Source organism: Bacillus sp. PK3_68 (genome assembly GCF_003600835.1).
Lineage (GTDB): Bacteria > Bacillota > Bacilli > Bacillales > Domibacillaceae > Pseudobacillus.
The window spans coordinates 1285224-1306897 of record NZ_NQYC01000001.1 but is presented as its reverse complement, the minus strand read 5'-3'; the positions used below and the strand labels follow the sequence as shown (position 1 = coordinate 1306897).

21 protein-coding genes, 1 other RNA gene and 1 pseudogene are annotated in these 21674 nt (G+C 43.3%); 20 read left to right on the top strand and 3 right to left on the bottom strand.

Going from position 1 to position 21674, the window contains the following annotated elements; all coding sequences use genetic code 11:
- Window positions 1–78: 78 nt before the first annotated feature.
- The 9 genes and pseudogenes from nadB (at window position 79) to rpmG (ending at window position 10083) form a co-directional block, all read left to right on the top strand.
- Window positions 79–1674, top strand: coding sequence for an L-aspartate oxidase (gene nadB, locus CJ483_RS06860; RefSeq protein WP_120033394.1), 1596 nt, complete (start codon window positions 79–81; stop codon window positions 1672–1674).
- Window positions 1643–2521, top strand: coding sequence for a carboxylating nicotinate-nucleotide diphosphorylase (nadC, locus tag CJ483_RS06855; protein ID WP_120033391.1), 879 nt, complete (start codon window positions 1643–1645; stop codon window positions 2519–2521). The genes nadB and nadC overlap by 32 nt, the downstream gene beginning before the upstream one ends.
- Window positions 2499–3602 carry a quinolinate synthase NadA gene (nadA, locus tag CJ483_RS06850; protein WP_120033388.1) on the top strand — a complete coding sequence of 368 codons (1104 nt, stop codon included), beginning with the start codon at window positions 2499–2501 and terminating at the stop codon, window positions 3600–3602. The genes nadC and nadA overlap by 23 nt, the downstream gene beginning before the upstream one ends.
- Before the next feature lie 272 nt (window positions 3603–3874).
- Window positions 3875–4022: pseudogene (gene safA, locus CJ483_RS25710) on the top strand (SafA/ExsA family spore coat assembly protein); the annotation flags it as partial.
- A 1049-nt stretch (window positions 4023–5071) separates the two neighbouring features.
- Entirely contained in the window at window positions 5072–5968 is an 897-nt protein-coding gene (locus CJ483_RS06840) for an aminoglycoside phosphotransferase family protein (RefSeq protein WP_120033382.1), read from the top strand.
- A 140-nt stretch (window positions 5969–6108) separates the two neighbouring features.
- A complete protein-coding gene (locus tag CJ483_RS06835; protein ID WP_120033377.1) occupies window positions 6109–6822 on the top strand; it encodes a YhcN/YlaJ family sporulation lipoprotein in 714 nt (237 codons plus the stop codon).
- Between the two features lie 271 nt (window positions 6823–7093).
- Window positions 7094–8506 carry a glycoside hydrolase family 18 protein gene (locus CJ483_RS06830; RefSeq protein ID WP_120033374.1) on the top strand — a complete coding sequence of 471 codons (1413 nt, stop codon included), beginning with the start codon at window positions 7094–7096 and terminating at the stop codon, window positions 8504–8506.
- A gap of 225 nt (window positions 8507–8731) precedes the next feature.
- The gene (locus CJ483_RS06825) at window positions 8732–9910 is read left to right on the top strand and encodes a GTP-binding protein (RefSeq protein ID WP_120037839.1); all 1179 of its coding nucleotides are present in this window, start codon (window positions 8732–8734) and stop codon (window positions 9908–9910) included.
- Window positions 9911–9933: 23 nt separating this feature from the next.
- Window positions 9934–10083 carry a 50S ribosomal protein L33 gene (gene rpmG, locus CJ483_RS06820; RefSeq protein WP_120033371.1) on the top strand — a complete coding sequence of 50 codons (150 nt, stop codon included), beginning with the start codon at window positions 9934–9936 and terminating at the stop codon, window positions 10081–10083.
- A gap of 69 nt (window positions 10084–10152) precedes the next feature.
- Here the strand turns inward: rpmG and ssrS are convergent.
- Window positions 10153–10338, bottom strand: a non-coding RNA gene (gene ssrS / locus CJ483_RS06815) — 6S RNA.
- A 121-nt stretch (window positions 10339–10459) separates the two neighbouring features.
- Here ssrS and CJ483_RS06810 point away from each other — a divergent pair.
- The 8 genes from CJ483_RS06810 (at window position 10460) to yajC (ending at window position 16026) form a co-directional block, all read left to right on the top strand.
- Window positions 10460–10681, top strand: a complete 222-nt coding sequence (locus CJ483_RS06810; protein WP_120033368.1) for a hypothetical protein — start codon at window positions 10460–10462, stop codon at window positions 10679–10681.
- A gap of 109 nt (window positions 10682–10790) precedes the next feature.
- On the top strand, window positions 10791–11069 hold the full coding sequence (locus CJ483_RS06805) for a BofC N-terminal domain-containing protein (protein ID WP_120033365.1): 279 nt from the start codon (window positions 10791–10793) through the stop codon (window positions 11067–11069).
- Window positions 11070–11185: 116 nt separating this feature from the next.
- Window positions 11186–11797 carry a Holliday junction branch migration protein RuvA gene (gene ruvA / locus CJ483_RS06800; protein WP_120033361.1) on the top strand — a complete coding sequence of 204 codons (612 nt, stop codon included), beginning with the start codon at window positions 11186–11188 and terminating at the stop codon, window positions 11795–11797.
- Between the two features lie 23 nt (window positions 11798–11820).
- Window positions 11821–12834 (top strand): Holliday junction branch migration DNA helicase RuvB, encoded by a 1014-nt coding sequence (gene ruvB / locus CJ483_RS06795; protein ID WP_120033358.1) that lies wholly within the window; start codon window positions 11821–11823, stop codon window positions 12832–12834.
- Window positions 12818–13024, top strand: coding sequence for a DUF2905 domain-containing protein (locus CJ483_RS06790; RefSeq protein ID WP_120033355.1), 207 nt, complete (start codon window positions 12818–12820; stop codon window positions 13022–13024). The genes ruvB and CJ483_RS06790 overlap by 17 nt, the downstream gene beginning before the upstream one ends.
- A gap of 19 nt (window positions 13025–13043) precedes the next feature.
- Window positions 13044–14072, top strand: a complete 1029-nt coding sequence (queA, locus tag CJ483_RS06785) for a tRNA preQ1(34) S-adenosylmethionine ribosyltransferase-isomerase QueA (protein WP_120033352.1) — start codon at window positions 13044–13046, stop codon at window positions 14070–14072.
- 521 nt (window positions 14073–14593) lie between these two features.
- Window positions 14594–15733, top strand: a complete 1140-nt coding sequence (gene tgt / locus CJ483_RS06780; RefSeq protein WP_120033349.1) for a tRNA guanosine(34) transglycosylase Tgt — start codon at window positions 14594–14596, stop codon at window positions 15731–15733.
- Window positions 15734–15759: 26 nt separating this feature from the next.
- Entirely contained in the window at window positions 15760–16026 is a 267-nt protein-coding gene (gene yajC / locus CJ483_RS06775) for a preprotein translocase subunit YajC (protein ID WP_120033344.1), read from the top strand.
- Between the two features lie 44 nt (window positions 16027–16070).
- On the opposite strand, the gene CJ483_RS06770 is transcribed toward yajC, so the two are convergent.
- A complete protein-coding gene (locus CJ483_RS06770; protein WP_259455582.1) occupies window positions 16071–16442 on the bottom strand; it encodes a TIGR04086 family membrane protein in 372 nt (123 codons plus the stop codon).
- A gap of 97 nt (window positions 16443–16539) precedes the next feature.
- On the opposite strand from CJ483_RS06770, the gene CJ483_RS06765 reads away from it, so the two are divergent.
- A complete protein-coding gene (locus tag CJ483_RS06765; RefSeq protein WP_120033340.1) occupies window positions 16540–17184 on the top strand; it encodes a DUF421 domain-containing protein in 645 nt (214 codons plus the stop codon).
- A gap of 8 nt (window positions 17185–17192) precedes the next feature.
- Here CJ483_RS06765 and spoVB read toward each other — a convergent pair whose 3' ends face one another.
- Window positions 17193–18731 (bottom strand): stage V sporulation protein B, encoded by a 1539-nt coding sequence (gene spoVB / locus CJ483_RS06760; RefSeq protein WP_120037835.1) that lies wholly within the window; start codon window positions 18729–18731, stop codon window positions 17193–17195.
- 114 nt (window positions 18732–18845) lie between these two features.
- Between spoVB and CJ483_RS06755 the strand changes: the two genes are divergently transcribed.
- Window positions 18846–19160 (top strand): post-transcriptional regulator, encoded by a 315-nt coding sequence (locus tag CJ483_RS06755; RefSeq protein ID WP_120033337.1) that lies wholly within the window; start codon window positions 18846–18848, stop codon window positions 19158–19160.
- A 140-nt stretch (window positions 19161–19300) separates the two neighbouring features.
- Window positions 19301–21565 (top strand): protein translocase subunit SecDF, encoded by a 2265-nt coding sequence (gene secDF, locus CJ483_RS06750; RefSeq protein WP_120033333.1) that lies wholly within the window; start codon window positions 19301–19303, stop codon window positions 21563–21565.
- Window positions 21566–21674 lie beyond the last annotated feature (109 nt).

The following is a 21674-nucleotide window of genomic DNA, read 5'->3' as shown; positions in this document are numbered from 1 at the left end:
TAAAAAAAGCCTTGTCATTAGTTTAAATTTGTGTAAATATATGTGTCAAGACACCTGTTAAATCAGGAGGAGAAAATAATGGATAAACAAGCGGATGTCATTATTGTTGGCAGCGGACTAGCTGCTCTGCAGCTGGCTCATCATTTACATTCAACCAGTCATGTGATTATTCTCACAAAAACAAAGATCAGACAAAGCAACTCTTACATTGCTCAAGGGGGCATTGCAGCAGTAATTGACAAAAATGACAGTATCCATTCACATATAGAAGATACGTTAAAGGCAGGAAGATATCATCATTTTACGGAAGAAGTGAAACGGTTAGCTAGTGAGGGAGCGACTGCAGTAAGAGAATTAATCGAAGGTGGACTAGGTATCGATAGAGACGAGAATGGACAGCCCTCGCTTGGTCTTGAAGGAGCACATAGTGCGAAAAGAATTGTTCACTCTGGTGGGGATGCGACAGGCCGGCATACGGTAGAATACTTGTTGGCAACTTTGCCTGCAAATGTGGAAATGATCGAGGGAGAAATGGCTTATGAGTGCTTAATGTCGGAAGACCGTTCTAGGTGTATCGGCATAAAAACAAAAAACAAAGACGGAGAGAGAAGCCGTTATTGGTCACCGCATGTTGTTTTGGCAACAGGAGGGGTTGGTGCCGTTTATCCTGCTACCTCTAATCAGCCGACCATGACAGGAGATGGCATTGCCATCGCTTTTCGTGCCGGTGCTGAAGTTATCGATATGGAGTTTGTTCAGTTCCATCCTACTTTGCTTTTCAAGAATGGAGCTGTGAGAGGGCTGATTTCTGAAGCGGTTAGAGGGGCGGGGGCTACGCTTATTGATGAGGATGGTTTGCTTCTCATGGAAGGAGTCCACCCGTTAAAAGATCTGGCTCCGCGTCATATTACAGCTTATGAGATCTATAAGGCACGGGCAAAGGGAAAAGATGTTTTTTTAGATATTAGCGGAATTCAACAATTTGAGAAGCACTTTCCAACAATTACGGCGATATGTGAGAGAAATGGTGTGCCAATCAGGGAAAAACTTCTTCCAGTTGCACCGGGAAGCCACTTCTTAATGGGCGGCGTTTCAGTCGATTCAAACGGATGCACAACAGTGCCGGGGCTTTATGCCGTTGGTGAAGTGGCTCATAGCGGTGTCCATGGTGCCAATCGGCTGGCGAGCAATTCTTTGTTGGAAGGGATTGTATATGGAAAAAGATTAGCAGAATTTATTAACAGCCATCTGCCGATAGATCATCAGCGGGCAAATATTTTTCATTACGGAAAACAGTTAAAAAATGAATCAGTCACCGGGCTTTCAAAGAAAGAATTACAGATGCGCACAATGGGAGCAGCAGGTATTATCCGAGCACCAGAGAGTTTAGAGAGCCACATAAACTATTTAAAAGGCCAAGGCATTCAACAATGGATAGAAAATGGCTTAGACGAGCTGGATAGGGACAACATCGAACAAGTTTATATGCATATCAACAGCTATTTAATCAGCCGTGCTGCTTTCCTCCGGCGGGAGAGTCGAGGAGCGCACATCCGTACGGATATTGCAACAGAGGAAGCGGGCTGGCAAGGAAAACAAATTGTGCAAACAAAGAATCAAATACAAATAAGAGGTGGGCAGCATGAACGAAATTCAATTAGAATCCATGCTTAAACGATTTTTTATTGAGGATATCGGTGACGGCGACTTAAGCGGCGAAGCGCTTTTTTCACAAAAGGAAAAGGGATCTTTTACTTTACTAGCAAAAGAAAACGGAATCTTCTGCGGAGAGCTGATTTTACAGCGCGGCTTTGCCCTTATTGATCCATCTGCTAGTGTGGATATAGCTGTGAACGATGGAGATGTGGTTACACCCGGTATGGTGATTGCGGAAGTGTCAGGCACGATGCAAGGGCTTTTGAAAGGAGAACGTGTCATTCTCAATTTAATTCAGCGGATGTCCGGAATTGCCACGGCAACGGCAAAAGCCGTAGAGCAAACGGCAGGTACTCGTGCAAAAATTTGTGATACTCGTAAAACAACACCGGGATTGCGGATGCTTGAAAAATATGCAGTGAAGGTAGGTGGCGGTTACAATCATCGTCGCGGCCTTTATGATGCAGTGATGTTAAAGGATAATCACATTGCTTTTGCAGGGGGAATTAAACAGGCAGTAGAAAAAGCGAGGGCTGCCGTTGGTCATACAGTAAAAGTAGAAGTTGAAATAGAGACGAAGCAGCAGCTGATTGAAGCTGTGGAAGCGGGCGCGGATATTATTATGTTTGATAATCGGACACCAGAAGAGATTCGGGAATGGCTGCCGCTTGTCCCGGCTGGCATCGCCACCGAAGCTTCAGGAGGCATTGCACTCGACGGAATTCAGCCGTTTGCAGAAAGTGGCATTGAATGGATTTCTCTTGGTGCACTAACTCATTCAATCCGCGCTTTAGATATTAGTGCAAAGGTAATCACCAATTCTGTTAAGGAGGTAGTTCATCATGTCTATCATGGAAATGCTTAAGCAGCCATCTTTTGCTCTGCCGGAAAAATACCGGAAACTGGAGACAAAAGAAATGGAGGAAAAAGTAAGAGCGATTAAACGACAGCTTGGTGATTCACTTTTTATTCCAGGCCATCATTATCAACGAGACGAAGTGATCCAATTTGCTGACGCTGTTGGTGATTCCTTGCAGCTAGCGCAAATCTCCGCCCGAAACAAAAAGGCTAAGAATATCGTATTTTGTGGTGTTCATTTTATGGCGGAAACAGCGGATATTTTGACAACAGCAGAGCAAACGGTCATTCTTCCTGATATGCGTGCCGGCTGTTCAATGGCGGACATGGCGGATATTTATCAAACAGAAACGGCTTGGAAAGAACTTCAAGGTCTATTTGGCGATACGATGCTGCCGCTTACGTATGTGAACTCAACTGCAGCCATTAAAGCTTTTGTTGGCCGTAATGGCGGGGCTACAGTTACTTCATCTAATGCGCATGAGATGGTCAAATGGGCCTTTGGAAAGAAAGAGAGAATTTTATTTTTGCCAGATCAGCATTTAGGGCGTAACACTGCCTTTGATTTAGGAGTGGATCTTAGTGAGATGGCCGTATGGAATCCAATAAATAATGAATTAGAGTATGAAGGAGACTTGAGCAAAGTGAAAGTCATCCTATGGAAAGGTCATTGCTCTGTTCACGAGAACTTTACTGTCCAAAATATTGAGTATGTACGCCGTACTTACCCGGATATGAAAATTATCGTTCACCCGGAATGCACACACGAAGTGGTAGGGCTATCTGACGACAATGGTTCAACAAAGTATATCATTGAAAAAATTGAAGAAGCCGAGCCAGGAAGTGCCTGGGCTATCGGGACAGAAATGAATCTTGTGAACCGCCTTATTCAGCAGCATTCCGATAAGCATATCATTTCGTTAAATCCAAATATGTGTCCATGCCTCACGATGAATCGTATCGACTTGCCTCATTTACTATGGTCGCTTGATACCATCATTGAAGGAAACGAAGGCAATGTGATTAAAGTAGACGAGCAAACTGCCCATGAAGCGGTATTGGCGTTGGATCGCATGCTAAATAGATAGAATGTTGTAAGTCCACACCTGTTTTTAAGCAGGTGTGTTTTTTTTGAAGGAGTATTTTAACAGAGTATCTAACAGAAGAAAGAACATCTAGTTAAGAATGAATAACTCGGTAATCACAACCATATATATTTTAAGTCAATGGTCCTTTCTATTTCTCTTATATCCATTCTTTTCTCATAACTTCTTTTTTTGACGCATACAATTTGGTGTAGGTTCGTTCACAAATCCGCATCGCTCACATATACTACGACGAATGTCTAAGGAGGGAGAAAATGAGAATCCATATTGTTCAGAAAGGAGATACACTCTGGACGATCGCTAAAAAATACGGAGTGAACTTTGATGAGTTAAAAAAATTAAACGCACAGTTGTCCAATCCAGACTTGATTATGCCAGGTATGAAGATCAAAGTCCCTACACCGGCAGGAACCATGAAAAAAGAGATGCCAGTAAAAGAAGCGCCGGTTGTTCCTATGCAAATGCCAAACAAAGAGGCGCCGGTCGTTCCTCCACCAAAGCCTGTTAAAGAGCAGCCAACACAAGTTTCACCGGTGAAAGAACAGCCGAAAGAACAGCCGAAACAACCGATGATGCCACCGCTTCCTCCAGTTGTACCAGAGGTGGAGATTAATCAAGTGTTCCAAATGAATATGGAACAAATGCAGCAGACGGTTCAACCGCCACCACCTCCTACTCCACCTGTTAAGCCGGACAATATATTTCCGGGACTTGATAAAAAGGAAGAATTAGTAGAAAGCACAAGTGTTCCAATTATGCCGCCGCCTATGCCGGAGATAGAGATGGCACCACAACTACAAGGAGGAAGTAATTATCCAATGAGCGCATATGTGAATCAACATCAAATGGCCCCACAAGTACAAGGGTATGGTATGCATCCAGGCATGCATCCACAATGGTGCATGCCAATGCCAACGCCAATGGAGATGCCGATGCAGATGCCGATGCAGCAAGCACCTCTCATGCAGCCTTCATATGAGATGGGCGAAGAAATAATGGAATCCTCTGAAGAAATATCGTCACATTATCCAATGATGAATTATCCGTCATCTGATCATGTGCAAATCACACAAGAAGCAGGAGTCGTTGCGCCAATGAATTACGCGCCACCAATGTATCCAACCATTGCTCCTTATCAGATGCCGCCGCATCCATCGCACAGTTACTGTGTACCGTGCACGCATGCTATGCCGGGAGCAGGCTATCCAGGCTATCCTATGCCAATGGAATATGCGATGGAATCACCGGATTACGGAGGCTATCCGCAAGTTATGGGAGCTTATCAGCCGCCTGCTTATTACCCACCTCCGATGATGCAGCCGCCTTATATGCCGGGGTATTCTCCGCAGCCAATGATGTACCCAACGGGGGAATGATGATGCCTAATCAATATCCTCCACAGTCATTATCAGGGAAATCAGATTGTGGCTGTCAGCGTGAAGACGAAGAGAATGAAGAATAAATTTCAGCAGGGAGACGGATTAACACCTCGTCTCCTTTTTCTGTTATCCGCTCGTTTGGAGGAAACGATACAAACAGTTTTTTCATTAAAAAAAGGAAAATGGCTCGTCATTACAAATAGAAACAAGTGGTTCGTTAAAAAGTATGCTTCCCTGTCACAACTGGAGAAGCAAATTCAGTTATGTCATTTTTTATCTGACCAAGGGTTTACGCAGGTGATTCTTTTTCATTCTGTCACACCTATCATATTTGAGAAGCAGATTTTTGCTGTTATGCCCTTTATCGAGCCCGCAAAAAAAACTTTTTACTTTCAAACAGAGGAAGAAAGAGAAGAGGCATTGGCTTTACTTTCAGTCTTTCACCAGCAGACCGAGAAACTCCCTGAAAAAATTACCGCCTGCTTTCCCCATTTTGATCAGGCTGCTGTTTGGCGTAAAAGGCTGACTGCATTTCAAAGAGAGTTGCCTGAATTGATACGTTATTTTCCTGCTTCCGTTTTAGAGCATTACGCGGAGGCAGGCAAGTGGTGTTTAGATCACTTATCCGATCAGCCTAAGGATGAAGGCAAATTGGCAGTGATTCATGGAGATGTGGCTTCTCATAACTTTTTTCGATCAGCTGATGGAACGCTTTATTTAATTGATTTTGACTTAGCTGCACAAGCGCCCGTTTTATTTGATTATGTACAATGGACCAACCGGGTTCTTCCGCTTGTCGATTGGAACTTAGAGAAAGTTATGGAGCATCGCGTAATAACTCCATACACGCATAAAAAGAACTGGTTTATTTATACGTTGTTTCCAGCGGATGTTTTTCGTGAATGTCGACGGTTTGCTCGGGCTCCTCTCAAGGAAAAAAGTCAGCTTACAAGCATGCTTATGAGCTAACGGTCAAGCCATTTACACAGCGGAAGATATTTTTCAAAAGATGGAAGAAAGTATGGGAAGACCAACAGGGATAAGAATGTTCCGCTTCTGCAAACTAAGAAGGGCATCATTTGCCCGAATAAAAGTTCAGGGGTGGGGTCATGGAGAAAGCGCTAAAAGCTTTTGCTATATTGTCTTTATCGGCTGGCCTTGCAGCATGCGGCATTGAAAGTGAAAGCGGCTATGGCGACGGAAATAATCGCTATGAACCACAAGGATATTTTTCGAATGCTGGGCATGGGGACCAAAATGATCGTCATGACGGTCCTATGACAGAATGGTACGACCATTCTGTGGGGGAGGAACAAAAAGTTATACGCAAAGACAAAGCCCGTTATCTACAAAATGAAGATGACAACGGACATCCGCAAAATCCATCGAAACCACTCGCTAAAGAGGACCGCAGCTTCTTTGAACGTGACAACGAGCAGCCCTATAGCAGTGATGCTAATTATCACGGCCATCAAAGCATTCAAAATGTCCAAAAGAAAAATTCTTACTATACCAACTACGACGGAAAGCTGGCAGAAAAATTAACTCGAAAAGCTGAAGGAGTAGAAGGTGTCCTGGCTGCTCAAACATTTATTGGCGATAAGGAAATAATGGTGGCTCTGCAAATTTCTAAAAATAGTGATGAAAAGGCAGTAAAAAGGGCAGTCAAGCAAACAGTGACACGTGATGCCAAAGGAGCCGATGTAAACGTATCTAGTGATATCGGTACTTTTAATTACATTCGTGTTCTGGACAATGACTTGCGTGATGGCGGACCAATTGACTTAAAAAATGTCCGTTTTAGCAAAGAAAAATACAGGTAAACAGGAGCCTTAGGCTCCTGTTTATTTAATTTTTGGGGAGACGGTTGTGGCGTCTCCGTTAAGTATGAATGGGCAAGCCTTTTATTCAATGGTTTTGCAAACATTTGCCTGCTGCTTTTCTCTCTGAGAACCCTTTCGTTTCAACGGTTAGGCAGAGTGATTCTGAATATCATAAAAGGGTAATTTTAATAAATATTAGCAATAGAAGGTTTTCCTAAAGCATCATCCTGCATATGTATAGTCATATGACTATGATTTGGAGGAGACACCTATGATTATACATGTGATTCAAAAGGGAGAAACGCTCGCTCAGCTGGCTCGCAGGTACGGAGTAGAAGTAGCACAGATTGAAGCTGCCAATGAGTTGCCTGATCGCGATCGTCTTTTGATTGGCCAGGCTTTAGTTATTCCTCTTTTGGCTCAGCGACATAGAGTGCAAGCGGGGGAAACATTGCGGCAAATTGGCCAACGATATGGGGTAACAGTAAGAGAGATTATTCGGGTGAACCGAATAAGGGATCCGGAACGCATTAATCCTGGAATGATGTTATATATCCCGGCGAGAAGACACGTAGTAGAGGCAGGGGAAACATTATCCCAAATTGCTCAGCGGTATGGAGCAGATGTGCAAGAATTAATGAGAATTAATAACATTCGGCGCCCGGCTTCCATTTATCCAGGGATGGTTTTATATATTCCCTTTGAAAGACCCGTGATTGATGTGAACGCCTATACGATTGAAAAGGGAGAGGAGGGTGCCAGGCAAGTCCGGGAGGTGGGTGAGTACTTAACCTATGTTTCTCCATTTGCTTATATTATGAGAGCAGACGGCGGATTGGAATTGATCAATGATACTGCAACGATTCAGGCTGCCCAGGCTGCCCAGGTAGTGCCAATGATGGCTATTACAAACTTTACTGCGAGCGATCCAGGCTCCAGGCTGGCAAGCACCATTTTAAGAAGCAGGGAACTGCAAGATACACTCTTAACTAATGTTATTCAAATCATGAAAAGAAAAGGTTACCAAGGAATAAATATTGATTTTGAAAATGTATTTCCGGCCGACCGTGAACGGTATAATCAATTTTTACAGCGGGCAGTAGACCGGCTGCATCCGGAAGGTTTTTTTGTCTCCACAGCTTTAGCGCCTAAAACAAGTGCTAATCAGAAAGGGTTGTTATATGAGGCGCATGATTACGAGGCTCATGGGCGAATCGTTGATTTTGTCATTTTAATGACATATGAATGGGGCTATCGTTTCGGACCGCCACAGGCTATTTCACCGCTTAATCAAATTAGGAGAGTGCTTGACTATGCAGTCTCTGTCATCCCAAGAAATAAAATCTTCTTTGGCTTCCAAATATATGCAAGAGATTGGCTGCTGCCGCATCAGCAAGGGCAGGAAGCCCAAACATTTGATATGCAAGAAGCCATTCGCCGGGCGGTAAGATATGAAGCGCCTATTCAATATGACTCCGCATCCCAGTCGCCATTTTACCGCTATACAGATCAGCAGGGGCGCACGCATGAAGTATGGTTTGAGGACGCCCGCAGTGCTCAGGCAAAGTTTGATGTTGTAAAAGATTATAATCTTCGCGGCATTAGCTATTGGGTCCTCGGATATCCATTTCCGCAAAATTGGCTGCTTTTACAGAGTAACTTTAGGATCAGAAAAATAGGATGATGTCCAAATCAAGAAACTAAGTAAAAGACCACTGCCTAATTCCTTTCTCTCCCGGAATTAGGCAGTGGGTTTGAGGAACTATGGTACAGTCATTCGTTGAAGAAAAATTATCCTTTTAGTTTATTTTTTTAAAAAAACTCTTGCAAATAGGAATAATTACGTTTTAATATAAAAGTTGTAAATCGTAATGATTACGGTTTGTTGAAGGGAGAGAATAAAGTGAAAATAAAAATTCCAGTAACAGTATTAAGCGGATACTTGGGTGCAGGGAAAACCACACTGCTCAATCATATTTTAAAAAATAGGGAAGGAAAGAAAGTCGCAGTTATCGTAAACGATATGAGCGAGATTAACATCGATGCTTCACTTATTAAACAAGGTGGGTTTTCGCGGACAGAGGAAAAGCTTGTTGAAATGCAAAATGGCTGTATTTGTTGCACACTTCGGGAGGATTTAATTAAAGAAGTGAAAAAGCTTGCAGCAATTGGCGATATCGATTATATCGTGATTGAATCAACGGGGATTAGCGAGCCTATGCCGGTAGCTCAGACATTTACATACATGGATGAAGCTGTAGGAATTGATTTATCAGCTGTTTGCCGGCTTGATACGATGGTAACGGTTGTAGACGCGTGTCGTTTTTGGCATGACTTTGCTTCCGGTGAGAGCCTGCTTGAACGAAAAGAAGCGGCAGATGAAACAGACACAAGAGAAGTGGTTGATTTATTAATTGACCAAATTGAGTTTGCTAATGTTATTGTACTTAATAAAATTGATCTCGTAGGAAAAGAGGAAACACTGGAATTAAAGGCAGTTTTGGAAAAGTTGAATCCAGAGGCCCGTATTGTTTTAACAGATCATGGCCGCCTTTCACTAGATGAGGTACTCAATACGAATTTACTCGATTTTGAACAGGTGAGTCATAGTGCTGGGTGGATTAAAGAGTTGAACAGTGAACATACACCGGAAACAGAAGAATATGGGATTTCCTCTTTTGTTTATCGCAGACAGCTGCCATTTCATCCGAAGCGCTTAAAGGATTGGCTGGAAAACTGGCCAGCAGAAGTAGTTAGAGCAAAGGGATTTATTTGGCTCGCTTCCCGCAATGATACAGCCTGCATACTATCACAAGCCGGACCTTCCATCATCTTTCAGGGAGTCGGACAATGGATTGCTGCTTATCCTGAGCAGGAGCAAAAGCAAATGCTACAGGAGGAACCTGAATTACTGAAAAGATGGCATCATGAACATAGAGACCGGATAAATGAGCTTGTATTTATTGGGATTGGAATGAATAAAGAAGAAATTGAAAAGGCACTCGATTGCTGTTTGTTGACCGAGAACGAACAAAAAGCAGAATGGTCTTCTTTAAAAGATCCGCTGCCTCCGTTTGTAACGGCATAATCACTATTGAAGGAGAGAGAAAAATGAGAGTAACTATTACATTAGCATGTACGGAGACAGGAGATAGAAATTACATGAAAACAAAGAATAAACGGACAAACTCGGAACGATTGGAACTGAAAAAGTATTGTCCACGGCTGAAAAGACCTACGCTGCACAGGGAAACAAAATAAAAGAATATGTATGATTGTATATGCAAAAAAGCCGGCTTCCAAAAAGGAAACCGGCTTAAATTATGTAAAGGAAAGGCCGCAGTTGCCGTACGTTTAATGAAGTTTTAAAACCACCACTCCATAAAGTGGGTGTTTGCAGAAACGTTCCTGTCGTCCTCATAGCAATGAGGCATGACATTCCGGCTTCAATTTAAAACTCCCTATTTCAGCTTAAAGGTTAAAACTTTATTAAGGTTACGCACAACGCAGCTGATATATATAATATACACGAGATTCTAAGAAAATGCAACACCGCTTTTATCCATCAATCCGGCGTTTAAATCAGAAAGAGCAGGGAAAATAACAAATACATATGAAAGAAAGCGAGGAGAGCAAAATGAAAGTAGTAAATGTAGAGCTTCGGTATGATGAAGACAAGATGAAAGAGGATTTCACAGAAATACTGAAGAGTGCGCTGAGAAGAGAGAACATTGAAGTTATTTCTGTTGATAAAAACAAAAATACTGAGCCGGAAAGCCCTTACCAGCGTGTAGAGCATAAAGAGGTAGATGATGATGTCAGCTCTGCAGGAGCAGGCGGCATGGTATCCCCTAACTAAACATAATTGAACATTGGACTTATGATAGGTAAGACCGTCAATTAAGACGGTCTTTTTGTTTGTGCTCTTTTCTTTTTGGCGAAAATGAAGGTAAAAAGGAGAGAGACAAGTGAAAGGTCCTGTGCTTGTAATGTTACTGCTCTGTGTGCTGTCAGGCGGTGTATATGCGCTGAGAGAGAAAGAGAAAGAAGGAGAAGGTCTGGCAGCCGTTCAAGAAAAGCCACACAGTGTTCAAGTGACACTTCTGGAAGTAGGAAGAGACGGTCAATTAAGGAAGTCAGTCCATCAGGAAGTTATTTGGGCAATGGAAGATTTCTGGTCAGAGTATAAGAGGTATCAGCTTGTTGATATGAACGCAAAAGAAGTTATATTTGAAAAACGACAATGAGGCGAGCGAAAAAGGAGATTCTTTATAAGAACAAACGTTTCTTTTTATTTTTTTCAACAATGAATCATGTTATGATAAAATGAGGAGTAATGTGCAGTGTAGGGGAGCGAATAAACTTGTATGAATATATTAAAGGCAGCGTAGCGTTCGTAGGTCCGGAATATGTGGTAATTGAAAATGGCGGCATTGGCTTTCAAATATTAACGCCAAATCCATTTGCTTTTTCCAAACACGAACAGCAGACTGTCACTGTGTATGTGCATCAGCATGTACGCGAAGATGTGCTGGCGCTGTATGGATTTGTTTCTATAGAAGAAAAGAGGCTGTTCGAGAAATTGATTTCGGTGTCGGGCATCGGGCCGAAAGGAGCGTTAGCTGTATTGGCGAGCGGAGAGCCTCAGCAAGTAGTATCGGCTATTGAACAAGAAGATGAAAGGTTTTTAACGAAATTCCCGGGTGTTGGCAAGAAGACTGCTCGGCAAATGATTTTAGATTTAAAAGGAAAATTAGCGGATGTTGTGCCGGAGTTTTTTCCGAATTTATTTCAGCCGGAGGGCATGGAACAAAAAGCGGCTGTTTACGCTGAGCTAGAAGAAGCATTGCTCGCGCTTGAGGCACTTGGCTATTCTGCACGGGAAATTAAGAAGGTAAGTGTGAAGCTGAAAGCAGAGCAGTTAACGACAGACCAATATATCCGCAAAGGCTTGCAATTACTGCTGAATGGATAACTGAATGAGGGAGTGATCTTGCGATGGAAGAACGCATCGTTTCCGGAACGGCTGAAGTGGACGAGTTATATGAGGAGCAATCACTGCGTCCTCAGACATTAAAACAATATATTGGCCAGGAGCAAGTGAAAAATAATCTGGCAATTTTTATTGAAGCCGCCCGTCAGCGACAGGAAACTCTCGATCATGTACTATTGTATGGACCACCTGGTCTTGGCAAAACCACACTTGCCGCTGTGATTGCTAATGAAATGGGTGTGCAGATGCGGACGACAGCAGGACCGGCGATTGAGCGGCCAGGTGATTTGGCTGCCGTTCTAACATCACTCGAACCGGGTGATGTGCTGTTTATTGATGAAATTCACCGGCTGCCGCGTGCGATTGAGGAAGTGCTGTATCCAGCGATGGAGGATTTTTGCCTTGATATTGTAATCGGCAAGGGGCCGAGTGCCCGATCTGTCCGCCTGGATTTGCCGCCATTTACCTTGATTGGAGCAACGACAAGAGCAGGCTCTCTTTCTGCCCCACTGCGAGACCGTTTCGGTGTGTTAAGCCGTCTTGAGTATTATAATGAGGAGCAGCTCCGCGAAGTGGTTATGCGAACAGCAGATATATTTCAAACAGCGATTGATCCTGCCGGCGCCACTGAGATTGCTCGCCGATCCAGGGGCACACCTCGGATTGCTAATCGGCTCTTAAAAAGGGTGCGCGACTATGCACAGGTGCGTGGAAATGGCATAATTACCTATGAGCTGGCAGAAGAGGCGCTTGAATTGCTGCAGGTCGACCGTAGAGGACTTGATCACATTGACCACAAATTGTTAAAAGCAATTATTGGGCGATTTCGTGGCGGTCCCGTCGGTGTGGAAACAATAGCTGCAAGCATTGGTGAAGAAGCCGGCACGATTGAAGATGTGTATGAGCCGTACTTGCTGCAAATTGGCTTTTTGCAGCGGACACCAAGAGGACGGATCGTCAGTGAATTGGTGTACCAGCATTTTCATATGGAGGTTCCGACAGATGAGCGGAATCGGTAAGACACTGATGTTAATCGGTGTAGTGATCTTTGTGTTAGGGCTAGTGATGCAGTTTGTTAAAATAGGGCGTCTGCCTGGCGACCTGTTATTCAAAAAAGGAAATACCACATTTTATTTTCCGATTATGACATCTATTATTGCCAGCATTGTACTGTCACTCATTTTTTATGTGATCGGAAGATGGAAATAAAAAGATAGGGATGAAGAAAGTGAAAGTAGAGGAATTTGACTTTAATCTGCCTGAAGAATTAATTGCACAGACGCCGCTTGCCGAGCGGGCGGAGAGCCGGTTGATGGTGCTTGATAAAGAAACAGGTGCTATTCAGCATGAAGTATTCAAAAATATCACCTCTTTTTTACAACCAGGTGATTGTCTTGTCTTGAACGACACAAAAGTTATGCCAGCCCGGCTGTACGGTACAAAAACAGATACAGGTGCGAAAATTGAAGTGCTCCTGCTAAAACAGGAGGAGGGCGACCGTTGGGAAACACTTGTAAAACCGGCGAAGCGTATTAAAGAGGGCAGTCAGATTATATTCGGAGACGGCCGGCTTTCCGCTGTTTGTACAGGTGAAAAAGAGCATGGTGGCCGAATTTTAGATTTTTCTTATGAAGGAATTTTTTACGAAGTGCTTGATGAGCTTGGAGAAATGCCGCTGCCGCCTTATATTAAAGAACAGCTGGAGGAGCGTGATCGTTACCAGACGGTCTTTGCGAAAGAACGGGGATCAGCTGCTGCTCCGACAGCCGGACTTCACTTTACAGAAGAGCTGCTGGAAGAAATCCGAGCCATGGGCGTACATACCGCTTTTTTAACGTTGCATGTCGGTCTCGGTACTTTCCGCCCGGTGTCTGTGGAGGCGATCGAGGAACATGAAATGCATGCTGAGTTTTACCATTTGTCGGAAGGAACGGCTCATCTTATTCAGAAAGTGAAAGAAGAGGGAGGCCGTATCATCAGTGTGGGCACGACTTCAACAAGAACATTGGAAACAATAGCTCGGGATTATAACGGACGTATCGAAGCAGCCAGCGGCTGGACGGACATTTTTATTTATCCCGGCTTTGACTTTAAAGCAATTGACGGCATGATCACCAACTTCCACTTGCCCAAATCTACATTAATCATGCTGGTAAGTGCCCTTGCCGGAAAAGAGCATGTGATGAATGCTTACAAGGAAGCAGTAGCTGAGAAATATCGCTTCTTCAGCTTTGGCGATGCGATGCTAATTAAGTAAGAATAACACTTTTGTACTCTGATTATGGCGCTGTAGCGTCTTCTCCTTGATTTTTCTCTTTTTTAAGAGGTAAAGACTGACTTTTTTGGAGAGAACGTTTGTCGAGCAGAGACGAGCAAGTGTATGATTATCTAGTTATAGGCGCTAGCGCATACGACCGTTTCGATAGGTCTCAGGAGTCAAAGAGCGACTCCCCGATTCCTTTCTCCAACCGTCTATTGCGCTGAGCGAGCGCCTTCCGCTTTTATTGTTATCTAGCTATAGGCGCTAGCGGCTCGAGGTCACAAGCCCACCCGTCTGGAAGGCTCAAGGGCAGCCTTTCAGTCGGTTCGTGTTGTGCTTGTCACCGCTGGACGAGCGCCTTCCGCTTTTGTTGTGTTATCCAGCTGCAGGCGCTAGCGCGTACGCTGATTTCGCTCTCTCGGTCGGAGTCTAAGAAACGACTCCACGTCGAAAGCTCCAATCTGCTATTGCGCTGAGCGAGCGCCTTCCGCTTTTATTTAGAAGGGAGTGGCATTGATTTGCCAGCAATTAAATATGAATTAATCAAAACGTGTAAGCAAACGGGAGCTCGTCTGGGACGTGTTCACACACCGCATGGAAGTTTTGAGACGCCTGTGTTCATGCCGGTAGGAACATTGGCGACTGTTAAGACGATGTCTCCGGAAGAGTTAAAAGAAATGGGCGCTAACATTATTTTGAGTAATACATACCACCTTTGGCTGCGCCCTGGCCATGAAATCGTTAAAGAAGCAGGTGGTCTTCATAAATTTATGAATTGGGACCGGTCGATTTTAACAGATTCAGGCGGTTTTCAAGTATTTTCTTTAAGTGATTTTCGTAAAATTGAAGAAGAGGGGGTTCACTTTCGTAATCATTTAAATGGGGACAAGCTGTTTTTATCTCCGGAAAAAGCAATGGAGATTCAAAATGCGCTTGGGTCTGATATTATGATGGCGTTTGATGAGTGCCCGCCCTATCCTGCAGAGTATGATTACATGAAACGCTCAGTCGAAAGAACCTCTCGCTGGGCAGAAAGGTGTTTGAATGCTCATTCTCGACCGGAGGATCAAGGGCTGTTCGGCATCGTCCAAGGAGGAGAATATGAAGAGCTCCGCCGTCAAAGTGCCAATGACTTAGTTTCTCTCGACTTCCCAGGCTATGCGATCGGTGGCTTGTCTGTTGGAGAGCCAAAAGATGTGATGAATCGCGTGCTTGAATTCACCACTCCGCTTTTGCCGGCACAAAAGCCGCGCTACTTGATGGGGGTTGGTTCGCCTGATTCTTTAATTGACGGGGCGATCCGTGGCGTAGACATGTTTGATTGTGTATTGCCAACGCGAATTGCAAGAAATGGGACACTGATGACGAGTGAGGGAAGATTGGTTGTAAAAAATGCTAAATATGCCCGGGATTTTGGGCCGCTTGATGAAAATTGTGACTGCTACACGTGCCGAAATTACTCGCGCGCTTACATTCGTCACCTCATACGTGCGAATGAAACATTTGGAATTAGGCTTACAACTTACCATAACTTATATTTTCTGATAAAATTAATGGAACAAGTAAGAGAAGCGATTAGAGAAGACCGTCTGGGAGACTTTAGGGAAGAATTTTTCGAGACCTACGGTTTTAACCGTCCGGATGCGAAAAACTTCTAACATCGTTCTCAGAAAGGGGTGAAATTATGCAGTCAATTATTATGCTCGTGTTGATGTTTGTTTTATTTTACTTTTTGCTTATCCGTCCACAACAAAAGCGTCAAAAATCAGTAGCGGAAATGCAAAACAGTTTGCAAAAAGGCGACAGAGTGGTGACTATCGGCGGTTTGCATGGATTTATCGATGCAATTGAAGAAGGCACAGTCGTGATTAAATGCGGGGATGGCAGCCGTCTTACATATGATCGTTCTGCCATTCGTGAAGTGTCCGAAAAAGCAGTGACACCTCAATAATGTAATAAAAAAGCAAATCAACCAAATAGGTTGATTTGCTTTTTTTATTTTTTTGAAGACATATTCACACCGAGCACGCCGCCCATCATTGCTGTGACGATAAAGCAGAGATGATAGACGAGCTGCTCCCATCCGAAGACGGAATCATGACCTAAATACTGGTAAAGAATCATAACTAAACTGTATAAGAGCCCAGCGGCTCCTCCTGAGAGCCAGCCCTTTTGGCCAGAGAGCTTTCCTGAAATAAATCCCCCGATAAAAAGCACAAAAAATGAGGTGATTGTAATCGAGAGATGCAAGGATGATTCATTCAACGTGCTGAACCGTAAAATAAGAGAAAAGACAAGGCTACACACCGCAGCAAATACAAAAATTACGATCGTTCCATACATAATTCCATAACTGAAAGGCTTCACATTAAAGTCCTCCTTACTTTCCATTGTTTGTATTTCATGTTTTTTTCACTTAGGCTCACACTAAGAGGTAACATTAACAGATATAAAGGAGAGTTCCATGGTTTACTGGACAATCATTTTTCGAGTCATATTTCTATATGTTGTTATTTTATTTGTATTCCGGATGATGGGCCGAAGAGAGATTGGTGAGCTGAGTATCCTGGATCTCGTTGTATTCATTATGATTGGTGAAATGGCTGTCATTGCCATTGAGCAGCCGAATGATCCGTTAATGCACACACTTGTGCCCATCGCTCTTCTCGTTATTATTCAAATCAGCCTTGCGTATATCTCTTTAAAAAATGTAAAGTTCAGAGAGTTTATCGACGGCAAACCAGAGATTGTTATTAAACACGGAAAGATTGATGAAAAGGCGATGAGAAGACATCGCTATAATTATGATGATTTACTTCTTCAACTGCGTGATAAAGATATTCGCCATATTGATGATATCGAATTCGCTATATTGGAAACATCCGGCACCCTGTCAATTCTCAAGAAAGAGAATAAGAAAAAAGAGGGCTCATTCACATTGCCGATTGTGCTGGATGGCGAAGTCCATCATGAACATTTGCGAATGATCGGCAAAACAGAGCAATGGCTCATGCGTGAATTAAAGAAAAGAGGCTACAAAGATATTAAAGGCATTTCGTTTTGTAGCTTCCATGATGGCACGTTTTATATTGACAAGATGGGAGTATAAAAGCCGATTTATTTTTTTACAAAAGGAAGCCGCGATAAATCTTGTTTAGTCACAAGACCGAGCATAACGGAAAAAACAAAGTAGCAAAGAATGGTTAGTGCTGCCCCGGCAGCTAGGTAAGTGAAAGAACTAAGCTTATCCAACCATAGATCGTTTAAGGAACGGCTAATAAAGAAAGAAGCAGCCAGAACGAGAGAAAATTTAATGTACTGGTGAATGTTTACGGTAAGAGAAATTTTTTTAAAGACAGTCGCCAAATGCAGCAGAGTAACGAGTAAAATGCTTGCAGCCATGCCAAGCGCAGCGCCATAGATGCCAAATTGCGGTTGTGAAGCAAAAATAAAGATAACAGCTAACTTTACAGCGGCGCCAATTAGGCTGTTAATCATTGCTGCATTGGCCAAGTTCAACGCTTGCAAAACAGCCTGGAGAGGGCCTTGATAATAATAAAATAAGAAAAAAGGAGCCATTAACTCAATAAAGCGGGCACCATTGGATGAATGATACATAAATTGCATGAGCGGTTCAGCATATAAGAACAAAAGCAGCACAGACAGCCCGCCTGTCACAAGGCAAAAGCGCAAGGCTTCCTGGACGCGGTGCTCCAGCAGCTGATGTTGTTTCTTAGCGTACGCCTCGCTGACAGCAGGAACGAGAGACGTGGACAAGGCTAGGGTAACGAATGATGGCAAGAACATAACCGGGAGTGCATATCCGGTTAACACGCCATATTGTTTGGTAGCCGCGATGGCTGTTACACCAGCGATAGCTAAACTTTGAGTGACGACGATCGGTTCAAAAAACCACGAGAGAGAACCGATCATCCGGCTGCCAGTTGTAGGAATGGCGACCTCGAATAGTTCTTTTACTGTTTCTTTTCCAGTGCGAATAGCCCGGAAGAAGCGACGCCGAAGCAGAAAGTTTTTATTAAATCGGAACATTAGTAATAAATAAAGCAATGAAACAAGTTCTCCACAGGCAGCGGCAGCCATTGCTCCGGCAGCAGCGAATTCCATTCCATAAGGGAGCATTTCCTTTGTAAATAAAGCAATCAGACCAATTCGGACAATCTGCTCCAATATTTGAGAATAAGCAGCCGGCTTCATATTTTGTCTACCTTGGAAATATCCACGTAGCACGGAGGAAACCGCAATAATCGGAATAGCTGGCGTAATGGCGATTAAAGGATAGTAGGTGCGCGGATCGGTAAATAACACTTCTGACAAATAAGGAGCGAGCAGCAAAAGTGCAGGTGTAAAAAGTAACGATAGTGACAGCGTAATAGATAGCGATACAGCTAAAATCCTTTTCATTTTTGCTATGTCGCCCCTTGCTTCTGCGGCGGCAATACTTCTGGAGATGGCTACAGGGAGCCCCATCTGTGTGAGTGTGACTACAAGAATAAATGATGGGAATACCATCATGTATAAGCCGACACCTTCCTCGCCGATCAGACGGGCGATTACAATGCGATTGACAAAGCCGAGTATTTTTGTGATGAACATAGCTGCCATTAAAACGAGTGTCCCCTTTAAAAACTTTGACATCTGTCTCCCTGCCTTCTCAAAATAGATGAATTGCTTTACAATGATATATATGCCATCTAGTCGGGCAAGCATGACAAGTTCATTGATTCTTCTAAACAAAAGGGGAGGAGAAGGATGGGGGAAATACATCCATATGACAAGTATTTTCAATATTTATTGCCGGCGTTAAAAAGCAAGGTTGAGGAATTTCGGCTGTTGAATTACGGAACCATTGACATTCCTTCTTTGTGGAAGTATTTAACGATGAAAAAATGGCGAAAGCCTGAAGAGGATGTACACGTATATGAACTCGTCGCTGATATCCTATCCATGATGCCGGGGGATTATATGAATTATGCAACCGTTGAAGCCTATCGCTCGACGAATTGGTTTGAGGAAATCAATGAGGAAGAACTGCGGGAACTGCTTGGGACGAAAAAAGTTAAGTAAAATTGACAGCAGTTATTTTCTACTTCATAATAGTTTTGTTAAGGAATTCTGGTATCCTTTTACCAGAATTTTTTTCATCATATTGGAAATCATTTTATTCATTTGTTGCAGATGATTTGAATTAAGGAGGAAATTGTACAATGGTAAAACGCAGCCGGATTGTGGCCTTTTTTCTTATTGTGCTGCTGCTTGCAAGTGCAATCGGGCTCACGACAAAGGACATTGTCAACAATATAAAACTTGGGCTTGACCTTCAAGGCGGGTTTGAAGTGCTGTATGAGGTCGAACCAGCAAAACCGGGCCAGAAGATTACACAAGAAGTCGTGAAAAATACAGCCGATGCCCTGGATAAGCGGGTGAATGCTCTCGGCGTAAGTGAGCCGATTATTCAGATTGAAGAAGGCAATCGTATCCGTGTTCAGCTCGCGGGTGTAGAAGACCAAACAGAAGCACGGAAAATGCTTTCTACGCAAGCAAATCTGTCTTTCCGCGATGCCAACGATAAGCTTATGATGGACGGGAGTGACCTTGCAGAAGGCGGAGCGAAGCAATCGTTCACACAGCAAGGAGCGCCAAACGTTGCATTAAAATTGAAAAGCAGCAAGAAGTTTAAAGAAGTGACAGAGCACGTTCTTAAGATGGCGCCAAACAATCAGCTTGTTATTTGGCTTGATTTTGAAGAAGGAAAAGACTCTTTCCGAAAAGAAGTTCAGCAGAAAAATCCAGGATTCCTATCTGCGCCAAATGTTAGCCAAGTATTTGATACGAATGAAGTGACAATTGAAGGAAATTTTACAGTTGAAGAAGCACAAAATCTTGCTTCCCTATTAAATGCAGGGGCTTTGCCAGTGAAATTGGATGAAGTGTATTCCACTTCCGTTGGAGCGCAATTTGGGGAAAAAGCACTGAATGAAATGGTCCTCGCCGGGATTATCGGCATCTCTATTATCTATTTATTTATGCTTTTCTATTACCGGTTGCCGGGATTCATTGCGACAGTTACTCTTTCAGTCTATATCTATTTAATTTTACTAGTTTTTGACTGGATGAATGTTGTCTTAACGCTTCCTGGTATTGCCGCTTTAATTCTCGGTGTTGGGATGGCGGTTGATGCCAACATCATTACGTATGAACGGATCAGAGAAGAAATTAAAGTAGGCCGCTCGATCAGGGCCGCTTTTAAAGAAGGGAATAAAAGTTCCTTCCTAACGATTCTTGATGCAAACTTAACGACTATTTTGGCCGGGGCCGTTCTATTTTACTTCGGAACAAGCTCGGTTAAAGGGTTTGCGACGACGCTTATTGTCAGCATCCTCGTGAGTTTTATTACGGCCATTTGGGGGTCTCGCTTGCTGCTCAGCTTGTTTGTTCAAAGCAACTGGCTAAAGGACAAACCAGGCTGGTTTGGTGTTAGGAAAAAAGATATTAAAGACATTAGCGAGAACTATGATACGATCGATTTACCGACACGCTTTGACAAGCTTGATTTTGTGAAGCATCATAATAAATTTTTCGCTTTTTCAGCAATCGTTCTTGTAGCAGGCATCATTGTCCTGGTGTTCTTCCGTTTGAACCTTGGAATTGACTTTTCAAGCGGAACGCGCATGGAAATTATGTCAAACAAGCCATTAACTGAAGAAGTGGTGAAAAATGAATTAAAAGAAGTTGGACTTTCTACGGACGATATCGTTCTTTCGGGAGAAAAGAAAAACGTGGGGGTTGCCCGTTTTAAAGAGTCTTTCTCTCAAGATAAAGTAGCGGATGTAAAAGCACACTTCGCTAAAAAGTATGGCAGTGAGCCAAATATCAGTACAGTTTCGCCAATCATTGGAAAAGAGCTTGCGAAAAATGCGGTCAAAGCTCTTGTTATTGCTTCTGTTGGGATTATTTTGTACGTGACGATCCGCTTTGAAATTTACATGGCGCTCGGAGCGATTATTTCCTTGCTGTACGATGCCTTTTTCATCGTAGCTGTTTTCAGTCTAATACGCCTTGAAGTAGATATTACCTTTATCGCTGCGGTTCTAACGATCATCGGTTATTCCATTAATGACACGATTGTTACCTTTGACCGGATGCGTGAGAATATGGCGAAGAGACGCAAAATCAAAACAGAGCAGGAGCTTGAAGACATCGTCAATGTCAGCTTGCGCCAAACGTTTACGCGTTCAGTCAATACTGTCCTGACGGTTGTTATTGCTGTCGTTGCCTTGCTTCTATTTGGAAGTGAATCAATCCGTAACTTTTCCATTGCGCTTCTCGTTGGTCTGATTTCAGGGGTGTACTCGTCCCTCTTTATCGCCGCCCAGCTGTGGCTCATATGGAAGAAGAAGGAACTCAAGAAAAAAGGCTCTATTATTACTTACAAAGAGAAAAAACAATGGAGCGACGAACCACAAGTATAAAGAAAAGCGGAAGGTGCTCAATCAGCGCGATAGCGCTCGGCGAGAAGTTGCCGTTCAGACTCCGAAAGAGGGAGTGTCGTTTACCGCTATTCTGTTAACCTGAAGTGTA